This is a genomic window from Flavobacteriales bacterium, from assembly GCA_013214975.1.
Classification (GTDB): Bacteria; Bacteroidota; Bacteroidia; order DT-38; family DT-38; genus DT-38.
On sequence record JABSPR010000009.1, the window covers coordinates 1 to 10,610 of the forward strand.

The 10,610-nt window shown below is 34.8% G+C and carries 6 protein-coding genes; 2 read left to right on the forward strand and 4 right to left on the reverse strand.

Annotated features, from left to right (window positions below; all coding sequences use genetic code 11):
• Nucleotides 1-274 precede the first annotated feature (274 nt).
• From HRT72_00535 to HRT72_00550, 4 genes are all read right to left on the reverse strand, one after another.
• On the reverse strand, nt 275-1,387 hold the full coding sequence (locus tag HRT72_00535) for a gliding motility-associated C-terminal domain-containing protein (protein NQY66202.1): 1,113 nt from the start codon (nt 1,385-1,387) through the stop codon (nt 275-277).
• A 3-nt stretch (nt 1,388-1,390) separates the two neighbouring features.
• On the reverse strand, nt 1,391-2,413 hold the full coding sequence (locus HRT72_00540; protein NQY66203.1) for a hypothetical protein: 1,023 nt from the start codon (nt 2,411-2,413) through the stop codon (nt 1,391-1,393).
• 114 nt (nt 2,414-2,527) lie between these two features.
• Nucleotides 2,528-3,283, reverse strand: a complete 756-nt coding sequence (locus HRT72_00545) for a glycosyltransferase family 2 protein (protein NQY66204.1) — start codon at nt 3,281-3,283, stop codon at nt 2,528-2,530.
• Nucleotides 3,284-3,294: 11 nt separating this feature from the next.
• Nucleotides 3,295-5,265 (reverse strand): glycosyltransferase family 39 protein, encoded by a 1,971-nt coding sequence (locus HRT72_00550; protein ID NQY66205.1) that lies wholly within the window; start codon nt 5,263-5,265, stop codon nt 3,295-3,297.
• Nucleotides 5,266-5,472: 207 nt separating this feature from the next.
• On the opposite strand from HRT72_00550, the gene HRT72_00555 reads away from it, so the two are divergent.
• Both HRT72_00555 and HRT72_00560 read left to right on the forward strand, forming a co-directional pair.
• Nucleotides 5,473-7,938: a SpoIIE family protein phosphatase gene (locus HRT72_00555; protein NQY66206.1), complete on the forward strand. Its 2,466-nt coding sequence runs from the start codon at nt 5,473-5,475 to the stop codon at nt 7,936-7,938.
• A gap of 185 nt (nt 7,939-8,123) precedes the next feature.
• Nucleotides 8,124-10,610, forward strand: a 2,487-nt coding sequence (locus HRT72_00560) for a PD40 domain-containing protein (GenBank protein ID NQY66207.1), incomplete at its 3' end; no start/stop codon positions are given.

The following is a 10,610-nucleotide window of genomic DNA, read 5'->3' on the forward strand; positions in this document are numbered from 1 at the left end:
TCCTATTTTATCAATCTTTTTAATCTCAAAATGATCAACCAAAAACTCTGGCAATATCAACTTGAGAACATTTAGTGACTCCTCTTCCATACAGCCAAAGATAAATATCTGATCACCACACACAACTTTTTATATTGAGCCTTTTTTAGATATCCTACCGATTAAGAAAAAATCCTTCTTGTTTTATATTATTTTAAACATAATAAATAAACTTATAAAAAAGGTATGAAAGAAATAGAATAGGCGGCGTGAGAAGATAGAATGAGACAGATGTCTATTCTGCACCAGTACTTGAGTTTATAAAAACCCAGCCTGTCCATGTGGTAATACCTGCATAATTAAGCAAATAGTAATAAGTTCCGGCACTTACTAAATTGCCATTCATATCAATGCCGTCCCAATTGTTTTCGTAATACTCCCCCGATTTAAAGACGGTTTGTCCCCATCTGTTAAATACGAATAGCTGTAAAGGAGCTAGTAAGTCACCATATTCGATAATTTCAAAAACATCATTAATTCCATCTCCATTCGGTGTGAATAAATTTACAAACTTGAATTTAAGCCGTAATGAATCTGTTTGTACAATTGTGTCGGTACAACCTAATTCGTTCGTAGCGATTAGTTCAATTTCATAGATACCTTCCTTGCTAAATTTGTGTTCCAGATAATCTTTGTTACTCGTATTCAACTCCCCTGAAGCCGGATCGTCAAAGTCCCAATGAATGCTTTCAGCATCAATACTTTCATTTACATAATCAATAAACGGCACGAAAATATTATTTTCATCTATTCTAGCTTCGCTAGAAAATAAGGCTTCTGGTATCTCTTGTATTAAAATGTTGTCATCAACTTCAATAAAGTCAGAACATCCATTCTCATCAATCACACTTAATTTAATTGGAAAGTTGCCGGTGAGATCTTTATAGAGATGTATTGGATTTTCAACAGAGTCTAACACTCCGTTAGAAAAGACCCATTCCCATTCAACTATTTCACCGCTCCCTATGATAGTAGAGTCTGAATAGAACACTTCTTCGTTAGAACATGCAACTTTTGTGCTTTGAGTAAAATTCGCTTGCGGACTTTCGTAAACGTGTATAAAATCAGAGAACTCGGTTGTATCAGTATTGTCAACAATAAGCTGTATTGTCTTATTCCCAGCTGTGTTATATACATGGGAAAATGTGGTGGAAGATAAATTAGTATGTGCAAAGCCATCACCTAAATTGATTTTAATACTTGTAGCACCAGGTGCGGTGAAAGTAATTGTAGCTACCACTTGATCACAGCCAGAACCATTTGTAACGGAAAGACTGTTCTGGCCATAAGTAAGGCTAGTGCTATGTATAATAAGAAATAGAAAGAAATATTTGATAAGTCTTTTCATTGTCTATTTTTTCTTGCCTTTTTTATCATCCTTAATAAACCTATATGTAAAGCCCATATTGATAAAGCCAATATTTTCATATCCCGCTTCTAGAAAGAATCCCATATTGTTATCCATAAAATATCGAGCACCGATTGTTCCTCCAAGGTTAAACCCGTTTTTTGTTGCCGTAGCTGAACTGTCACGGATGCTTGAAAAAACGCCAACTTTCTCTTTTGAAAAAGTAGTTCCCGCAATTAGAGTGGCGTACAAGTCAAGTTTTTTAATATCATACTTTAACATATTTGTTAAAACACCATTTAAATGGAACGATGCTCGAACGCCAATGCTGGTGTATTTAAAATGCTTTGTTTCATTCTGCTTTGCTAGGCCTTTTGGAATGGTGTCTTTCGAGCCCTCATTGAATAGTATAGTGTCAACTCCCTTGAATTCATTAAATTTTTTCAAATAGAGACCAGCGCTTATTGATTGCGAAACAGTTTTGTCTAGATTAATTACTAATGGCGGTGAAAATCCTTCGCCGATATAGGAAGCCCCAAAGCTTAATAAATTTGATTTATGGTGATGCGCATCATATCTAACAGTAGTTTTTTCTAAATCCTTTAAGCCTTTTTGAAGTCTATGTAGTTTTATTAAATAAGCTTTCTTTACACCTTCTGGAGTAGACTCTTTTTCTAATTTGTCCAGGTTATAGCTAATAGCCATTTTGATACCTTCTTTATTACTCGATGCTTCTTCGAGCATATCCTGTGTTGAGCCTTTAAGTTTCCTAGGCATGTCTTTTATTTCAAAAACATCACTAACAACGAAAGCAAGGTTTTTCGGATAACCGTCTGTAGCATGTTCGGTAAGTTTCATGTTTTCGGCCTGAAGAATACAATAGTCTATGTCTTCAACCATCTTCGACAATATCCCCTTCGTTACCTTGATAGGCGGTGGCGTGTTCTCTTCATTCTCTTGTGAAAAAACATTTTGAGAAAGAAAAACCGAGAAAATTATGGTAATAATTAAATATGCAGCTCTCATATACTTACAAATATAAAGAAACTGCAACCCCCTGTTTAAATAAAGATGCTCTAAAATAGGGGAGTAATTAACAATTAGGAGACTACTAGTGATAACTGTTTCATTAGTAAAATACTAGAGGGAAGGTGCCTTGTTGAAAATTGCACGATTAATTAATTTTCTTTTTTGGAGATAGTATGAAAATGAAGTGATTAGAACCCCAATACCGTATTGTACACTCCTTTTAAAGTTTATAGATGAAGCATCTGTAAAATATTTTGTTGGACAGGTTATTTCAGCTATTTCATAACCAGCAAAAAATATTTGAGCTAGCATTTGGTTATCGAAAACAAAATCATCCGAATTGGCTTCGTAATTTATATTCTTCAATACCTCTCGTGAAAATGCTCTGTAGCCAGTATGGTATTCTGATAATTTCTGTCCCATTAAAATGTTTTGAGAAAGGGTGAGAAATCGATTAGCTATGTATTTGTAAAGAGGCATACCTCCTTTAAGTGCTCCTTTACCGAGTATTCTGGAGCCTAGAATGCACGGGTATAAATTATTGGCAATTACACTAGCCATGGAAAGAATTAGTTTCGGTGTATACTGATAATCGGGGTGAACCATAATTATTATATCAGCATCTAGTGCCAGTGCCTTTTTATAACATGATTTTTGGTTTCCTCCATATCCTTTATTCGAATCGTGAGAAACAATGTGCTTTATCCCCAACGATTTGGCAACATTTAGCGTGTCATCGCTACTGCAATCGTCAACAAGAATAACTTCATCAACAATATCTAAAGGGATTTCGTTGTAAGTCTGTGCAATGGTTTTCTCGGCATTGTATGCAGGAAAAACAACGGCAATCTTCTTATCATTCAGCATTATTATTGATTCTATTGGTTAGAAGAAGTTGAATTCACTTCTAACTGATTCACTAAATTAAGGTAATATAAGTGCTTTTCTTGATCACCTAAATGAAAGTATACGGCGCTTAAATTCCTAAGTACTTTTATATCATTTGGACGAAGTTTCAGTACTCTTTCGAAAATTATTATTGCATTTTCATTATCACCTTTAATACCATAGGCGACCCCTATATTATCTAACAAGCCTCTGTTATTTGGTTCCTTATTCAATCCTTGCTGAAAGTATATCAGAGCCATGTCTATATTCTGCATTTTTTCTCCATAAATCCGCCCTATTCGATTATATATATCGGCCTCATTGTCCGAGAACTTAAGTAATGCTTTATAACTGTCTAGCGCTACTTGATATTGTCCATTTGAGGTGCATAATTCTCCAACATGTTTTAGGTTTTGGAGGGCATCAACATAGTTGAAGTGAATACCTGCAGCATAATCATATTTTTTAACGGCTTCTTTATAGTCGCCAATTTCATATAAGGCGTTTCCATGCAAGAGCCAAGAATTACTGTATGTAGGATAAATTTCGATAGACCTCTCAAGATATCCTATGGCTTTATCAATTGCGATTCTTTTTTGTTCAAGGTCCTCTGTGTTTCTCGCTAATTCTATCATAGAGGCACCAGCAGACATATTTACTTTTGCGCTATTGGGAGAAGTAACTACATCTGTCATAAATAGAGAATGATCTGATTCCCAGGCATAATTACGTGCTATTGTTTTGCCTGAAAGTCCAATCATGATAATTACTAATATGCCAATTTGTATTTTAGATTGAAGTATTGGGTCCTTTATGTATTTGGGTAAAATATTTAAAATCCAGTGGGCAATTACAATGCAACCACCAAGAAGGGCAACATGCATAAAGCGCTCGTTCATAAACGTTCCGATAGGAAAAATGAAGTTCGAAGCAAGAGAAAGTCCCGATAAGAATATTAAAATGGAAAGGCTGTAAATGCTTTTTTTTCTGATTCCAGCTAAAGTAAAAATTAGAAGAAAGCAATATGTGAAAAGGGATATATATGCTCTTGCATCATTCCATCTTATTATTGGAATATGAAAAGGATAATAGTCATGTGTTAGAGGGTGGGGAATAAATACGAGTTTAAAGTATAGCCCTAATGTATAAAGTATTGTTGCATACTTATCCGAAGGTATAGCCCCCGTAAAAGGATCATTCATCAATCCTCCATGAGCTCCCATACTAGGACTTCCTAGTAATTGATACCGAAAGATTATATATCCTAACGCGACAATAAATAATGGTGAGATTGCAATGAAGTTTTCCTTGATACTCTTATTCGTTAGAAAGTATATTATGAGGGGTATGATTGCTAGGAAAATGATCGTGTTTTCCTTTGAAAGAAAGGCTAGAAAGAAGAGGATAGATGAGATAATAGCATATTTCGTTTTTCTTTCTTCAAGAAACTTTAGGGTGTAAAATAGAGTTCCAAATGAAAATAGTAACGACAGAATTTCATCCCTACCCTTAATATTGGCAACTACTTCTGTGTGAAGCGGGTGGGCTACAAAAAGAAGGCAAATAACAAATGGCATTGATAGTAGCCATTTTCTTTGCTCGGTTTTGAATAATCTGAATAGGATTGCTAGAAGAAGAGGTCCAGTAAGTGCATTTAGGAGCATGTTGAAGAAGTGACTTATTGAAGGGACTTCTCCGAATAGTTCATATTCGATTGCAAAAGTAATTAGAGATAATGGCCGGTATCGTCCGCCAGCAACTAAATCTTTTTTCTTTCCGTAAAAACCAACAAATAAGTCTGTTGAGAGAATATCTGATATTCCGGCAAATCCTTGTTTGGTAAATTGATTGTGGGTAATAACAATTTTATCATCTAGGGTATAGTCGAAGCTAACTGTATTAACATACAGCAGGCACCCAAGAATGAATAAGATATAATATGGTGTGTTTTTATTGTTCAACTGTTCTTGTTTGGTAAGGATTTTGATTCCTTTCTAATATTTAAAAATAGATAAAAAGAAGGGTAATATTTTGTTAAGTCTATTCGAATTGAAAACATGTTTTGAAACCTTGTTTTTAGCTAGTGAAGCTTAAACCTTCTAAGTTGTTTCGACGTATTATCAAAGCACCAATTCAATCATTAAACTGAATTAGGAGGAAATGAGAATATGATCAGACTTCTATTTACAAATATTTTCGTCTTGTTGCTTTTAAGCAATGCTCTCTCGCAGAACTATAATGCTATAGATTCTATCACTGCGGCAATTACAAAAGCTAAGGATACCCAAGAAGGAACACATTTGTTTAATAGCTTGGCTAGGGAATATTTGTGTTTCCATTATGATTCAGCTCAGATATTTGCCGAAATGGCTCTAACGGAGGCCCGAAATATTGACGATACAGATGAAATAATGGACGCGATGTTTATCCTTGCTCATGTTCATATGAGTAAAGGCGAATTTGACCGTTCGATCTACTATCAAGTTCAGGCTTTTAATTTGAGTACAGAGAAAAATAATGAAAGAGGAATGGCCCTTTCTCAGGCATATCTCAGTCGACTAGATTTAATGGCAAATGATCTTAGTCAAGCAAGGGTACATCTGATGTCCACAAAAAGTTTGATGGAGAAAGTAATGATGCGCGAAGTGAATGCGATATATTATGAAAATTTGGGCCTATTGTTAAATAAAATAGGAGAAATAGATAGTGCGTATGAGATGTTGTCTGAGGCAATGAGCTTGTTTGAGTATATAGATGACAAGGAAAGTATTGCTAGAGTTTTAAATCATTTTGGAGTAATAAATAAAGTAGACAGGAACTACAGTCGAAGCTTAAATAATCATTTATTGGCTTTAGAAATGTATAAAAAATTAAAGCACAAAGAAGGTATGGCATTTTCTCTCTTCTATGCTGGAGAGGTGTATTATGAAGAAGCGGAGTACCATAAAACCATTCAAAGTTTATTTGAGTCGCTTGATATATTCATTGAATTGGGAAATTTCAGGGGAAGGGCTTATTGTTCTAAAGCAATTGGCAAGGTCTACCAAGATCGAGGCGATTTATATAAAGCGATGGAATATTATCTTAAGTCATTAAGTTTTCTGGGTGAATTAGAAGATAAAGGAGTTATAATTCTCGTTCTCCAAGATCTTGGAAATGTTTATTTAGAGATGAATAAACCTAGTAAAACATTGCAAACACTCAACAGGGCTTTGGTTATTTCTGAAGAACTTGACGATGAATTGTCTATAGCAAAGATCCATAGTCTAATTGGACTGTTAGACTTGTCAAAGAACAAGAAAGACAAAGCCTTAGAAAACTGCTTAAAGGCTTTTGGGATATATAAACGACTAAACAATCTAAGAGGTATCTCAGAATCTTCTGCCATTGTTGGTAGAATATATTTTGAAATGGAACAATTTACTAAAGCACAACAATATTTAAATATCAGTCTCACATCGGCTAGGTTTATCGGAAGCTTGGATGTTACCTCCATATATAGCATGATGGCTGTTATTTATGCGAAACAATCAAATTTTGAACAAGCTTATAAATTTAAAACGCTTTATGAATTACTTAATGATAGCCTTCAAAAAGCATTAAATGTTCGGGAAATGTCTGAGCTGAGTGCTAAATATGAAAACGAGAAAAAAGAGAAAGAGATAGAGCTGTTAAAGAAAGATAAAAGGATTCAAGCTTTAGATATTGATCAACAAATGTCCGATTTGGGTTCCCAGAGAACGATTCTAATATCTAGCTTTTTGGGAGTCTCATTATTAGTGTTCCTAGCATTATTCTTGTTGAAAAGAAACAGATTAAGAACAAAGCAAAATTCTGAAATAGTTGCCCAAAAAGAGATAATTGAAGAAAAGAATAAAAGTATAATTGATAGTATTAGATATGCACGTAGAATCCAGAAAGAATTTATGCCAACCGACAAAGAAGTATCAGCCGCTCTCCCAAATTCATTTACGTTCTTTAAACCTAAAGATATTGTTTCGGGCGATTTTTATTTTTTAGAACAAAAGGATGGAAAAGTAATTTTCGCTGTTGTTGACTGTACGGGACATGGGGTTCCGGGAGCGTTCATGAGTATTGTGGGGCATAATTACCTGAACTCCGCGATAAATATTAAAGGTCTTCGTGAGCCAGCTAAAATATTAGATTCTTTGAATGAAGATGTTAATCGGACTTTAAATAAAAAAGGGGATGATAATTCAGCCAAAGATGGTATGGACATTGCCCTCATTAGTCTGGATGTTAAAAACCTGAAGGTGGAATTTGCAGGAGCAAATAGTCCGCTTTATATAATGAGAGAAGAGAATCTTATTGAAACAAAAGGAGATAAATTCCCAATTAGTTCTTTTGTGTCGGAAGACCCAATGCCTTTCACCAACCATAAAATTGATCTTAAGAAGGGAGACTTGCTTTATTTATTCACCGACGGATATGCTGATCAATTTGGGGGGCCACTTGGAAAAAAAATGAAGTATAAAAAATTAAGATGGATACTGACGGAAAGCGCTAAGCAGCCTATGATTTCACAGAAAACACATGTTCAAAATAAGTTTGGTTCGTGGCAAGAGAATTATGAGCAAGTGGATGATGTGTTGATTGTTGGAATAAAAGTATAAAATGAGATAAAACTAAAATGTAACATCCAGGAACGAATAATTTGGATTTATATATAGTGACGTCTTTGGAATGTGTATCTTTTAGGTTGTATACGCGTTAAAATCTCGTTTGAAAAAATTAAAATGCAAAAGAATATAATTGTAAAATGATGGGTAATACAAAAACGTTTTCAAAACTGAGCACTATGATTTCGAAGGTGTTATTAGTAATGCTATCTATTGCAGTATCGGTCAATGCTAGCTCCCAAGAAGTTGGCAGGGAGATTAAAAGCCAAATAAAAGAAGCCAACGTTTTGTTTGAGGAAACAGAATACGCGATGGCTTATTCTATTTATAGGCGATTGGATAGCCTTGAACCCAATAACGCGGTGTATAAATATAGAATTGGAGTTTATTTTGCATTATCACATGGTGAGAAAACAGATGCGATTCCATACTTAGAATTTGCTCTTAAGAATATGCCTTCAAATGAATTCCCGTATTCGGGAGATTATTATTTAGGTATGTCATACCATTTCAATTTGCAATTTGAGAAAGCAATAGAGCATTTGAAAAAATATAAAGAAATAATAAAAAATGATCAATATCAATCGATAAAGATTAATAGACTTATACAAAACTGTGAAAATGGTATCGAACTTGTTAAGTCTCCTGTTGATGTGGCAATTAGAAATATGGGTTCTGAGATAAATTCAAAATACACCGATCATTCTCCATTTATTTCGGCGGATGAGGGAACCTTAATTTTCACTTCAAGAAGAGAGGGTAGTACAGGTGGTATTCTAAATGATGATGGACAATACATGGAGGACATATACATATCAAAGGCCATAGAAAGAAAATGGAATTCTCCGAAGAATGTAAATGGGGTTAACTCTAAAGAGATGGATGCATGTGTGGGTCTGTCGGTTGATGGGCAGAAAATGTTTATTTACAAAGCAGGAAAAGGCGGATCAGATATTTATATTTCTGAGCAAGATGGTGATACTTGGTCTGAGCCAGAAAAGTTAAATGATAAAATTAACACACCAAAATATAATGAGAATAGCGCATCGCTTTCAGCCGATGGAAGTAAATTATATTTTTCAAGCGATAGGCCGGGAGGTTATGGTGGGTTTGATATCTATTCTTCGAAACTGTTGGTTACAGGAGCTTGGGATGTTGCGCGGAACCTGGGCCCCAAAGTAAATTCAAAGTACGACGAGGATAGTCCGTTTATTCATCCAGATGGAAAAACATTATACTATAGTTCAAATGGATTTAATTCGATGGGAGGCAATGATATATTCTTTGCCAAATTAGAGAGTGATCGTTGGGGGGATCCACAGAATATAGGCCACCCCATTAATACACCAGGCAATGATAATACTATCGTAATATCTGCAAGTAATAAGCATGCCTACTTTACTGCGGAAAGAGAAGGTGGTTATGGTGGTAATGATATCTATGTTGCAACATTACCAGAAATAAGCTCGGATGCACTTACATTGGTTAAAGGTATTATTACAGATAGAGGAAGTGGAAAGCCTATTAAGGCGTCTATTAAAGTATATGATAAGGTAACAAAACATAGAATTAACTACGTGTACGCACCAAATCCAGAAACAGGAAAGTACATGATGATTTTTTCTCCAGGTAAAAATTATGATATGGTCATAGAAGCAGAAGGCTACTCTAATTATTTAATTAATATATACATACCAGATCAAAAACATTTCTATGAATTAACGCAAGAGATTTCCCTGAGTAAATTGGATCTTGCAAATGGAGAAGGAGCAGGTGAGGAAATAACGATAAAAAGTACAATCATAGATTATATTGGTGAAGAAGAGGAAGGAGAAGAGGGTTCTGGGTTTCAGGTTGATTTAAAAACAGAAGATGAATATGCCGACTTAATAGGCATGTTAGAACAAATTATTTTCAATACAGATTCGATGGCTCTTGAGAACTTGAACGATGAAGTAGAAAACTTAGATAATCCTTCAGGTAAATCAAGTGAAGCAGAAGAACCTAATTATGACTTTCTTCTTAATATGATTTCGGATGTAATTGAAACTACAGATTCTCTTGCTCTTGAAAATTTGGATAAGAAGTTAGAAACAGAAGTAAGTACCGAGAAATATTTATATGCGGATATAGATACTACTTCTCAAGGTGTTACGCACGGTGGCAATTCTGTTCAAGTTTTAGGAAAGGTAGATGTGAATGAAGAGAAGAAGAAATTTGCAGAAGAACGTGAAAAAACGGAAGCATTGAAGAGGGCCGAAGAAAGAAAAGTGGAACAGGTTAGAATAAACTCTTTGATAATGGATACTGAGGGGCTAGATGATGATGATAAAATGGTAGTTTCACCTGCTTTGGTAGAGGAGAAAGTTGAAGAAACTCCAATAGTTCAAGACGTGGTTGAAGTTGTAAAAGAGGAAGTGCCAGTAAAAGAAAAAATAGATGAAACCCATTTGGTTCAATTTATCTATAGCAGCTTTGAACCTTCATTGGATAGTAAAAAAGATCTTCAGAAACTGATGAAAAGATTAATTGCCGATACTAAAATCCAGATTGAATTGCACGGTCACGCGGATGGTAAAGGCGAAGAAGATTATAATTTAAAACTGTCGAAGAAAAGAACTCAATCGGTTGCGAATTATCTTAAAACTAGGAATATATCTTCTTCT